Origin of the sequence: Microcoleus sp. w2-18bC1 (assembly GCF_036700365.1) — a bacterium.
Taxonomy (GTDB): Bacteria; Cyanobacteriota; Cyanobacteriia; order Cyanobacteriales; family Microcoleaceae; genus Microcoleus.
On record NZ_JAUBOS010000152.1, the window covers coordinates 1 to 1,854 of the forward strand.

Sequence of the window (1,854 nt, forward strand, 5' to 3'; positions counted from 1 at the left end):
TTATATTTAACTCGGCTTGAAGATATCGATCGCTCTTATTCTTGATGTGCGATCGATTATTCAGCAAGCCCTAATTAGCAGAGGGAACCGACAAATATTGACCATTAAGGTCATTCTTTAGGGAAGACAACAGTTTTTTATCCATAGCAGAAATGTTACTATTTAATTCCTAATTTCCTAATAGTCTGAGTAGCTCTATGAATCGGGTGGGAACTAGAATTCCACCAATAATATTATTAACTGGTGATAGAACAGTGTTAATGTTATCTACCAAGATAGCAGTCCTCGAACGTGCCACTATAATTATGTCATTATCTTGAATCAGTGGGTTGCTTTGAGCGTCGATTCCTTGATTCAAATTAATTGCTACTTGCGATCGGGATATAGTGCCATTAGGATTCAGCCTGATCAGTTCCACATATCTAGAGTTAGCGCGACTTTGTCTGAAACCCCCCGCACTCATAATTGCTTGATTTAAGGTAGTATTAGGAGGTAATTTGAGTCCACCCGGAGTATTGACTTCTCCGATCACACTCACTTGCACAGTCCCCGGAGCAAAGCTAGCATTAGCTAGAACAGAAACTTCTCCCGGGTCGATCGCTGTCGCTGTTGGGACAAAGATGATATCCCCTTCTTGTAGTATAGTATCTTGAGAGGTATCTTGTTCTTGCAAATATTGCCAGAGGTTAATAGTTCTAATTTGTTGTTTGCCACCTCTAGTATAACGTTGGAGTTGGATTTGGCGAATATCGGCGATTGATGTGATTCCACCAGCTAGTTGTAGAGCACGAATAATGGTCGGCTGTCCGTTAGTTCTTTCACCATTTTGGGTATCACCACCAATCGCTACATATCTACCGGGACGCTTCACCTCTCCGAATACTGAAACAGTACGGGGTTGCTCTGCTGGTATAGAAAAATTAGATTCACTAAGTTGATTTGTTTCTGCTAAATTAATTGTTTCTTGAGGGGGAACCAAGATTTGATCTCCATCTCGCAAGGTGATATCTTGGCTGGTCTGACCACTTTGTAAATAATCCCACAGATTATAAGTGATAGTTATTTCTTTGTTAGTCGTAAGCCGACGCCGCACAATTATTCGTCGAATATCAGCGCTAGCTCGAATACCCCCAGCTTTTTCTAAAGCTTGAGGAAGCGTGGGAAACTGAACTGATGGTCTGTTTCCGCCTCCATTAGCTAGGGGCAATAAGTAGGAGCCGGGACGACTTATTTCACCCGATAACCAAATATTAAGCGGGCGGGCAGCTTGTAAACTGATTGTAACTAAAGGTCTTTTTACGACCTGCCCATAAGCTCTACTGATAACTTGGGCTGCCTGTTCTAAAGTTAATCCTTGAAGCGCAATACTACCAATAATGGGGATTTGAATAGCTCCCCCAGCGGGAATTTGATACTCCCCACTAAGCTGGGGCAGATCGTAGATATCAATTCTAATATTGTCTCCACCACCTAGATAGTAGTCAGTATTAATACTTGTTGCGGGGGCGGGCGACTGAGCGAGGTTGGTTTGAGGATAGGAGAAAGTGAGTACCAGCGCCAGCAGTGGCAGTTGTACAGCAGGGAGAGTAAGCCATTTCATAGGTAGTAACAAATTTATGATAGAGGTAAAGCCATGAGAGATATTTTAAGGGTGCCGATGTTTGCGTTGATGCTATTGTGTTTAACGCTTATCGTTTTTGTGACTATTTATATTTTAGCCGCACGCCATCCCAAATTGGGTGCCACATTAGAAAAGATTTTTGTGGGGATACTTTTTGTATCGGCTCAATAAGTAGGGGTAGGAGAGAAAAAAAGTAAGCAGAGTACACAAAGTGTCATAAAATAGGACACATG

Annotated in this window: 1 protein-coding gene; it reads right to left on the bottom strand. The window is 42.1% G+C overall.

The window, feature by feature from the left end; genetic code table 11:
* Nucleotides 1-169 precede the first annotated feature (169 nt).
* Nucleotides 170-1,600 (bottom strand): SLBB domain-containing protein, encoded by a 1,431-nt coding sequence (locus QT979_RS28780; protein ID WP_333216513.1) that lies wholly within the window; start codon nt 1,598-1,600, stop codon nt 170-172.
* Between the last annotated feature and the right edge of the window lie 254 nt (nt 1,601-1,854).

Bases quoted from the DNA above. Each gene is read 5' to 3' on its own strand.
- QT979_RS28780 (WP_333216513.1), bottom strand. From the start codon at position 1,600: ATGAAATGGCTTACTCTCCCTGCTGTACAACTGCCACTGCTGGCGCTG.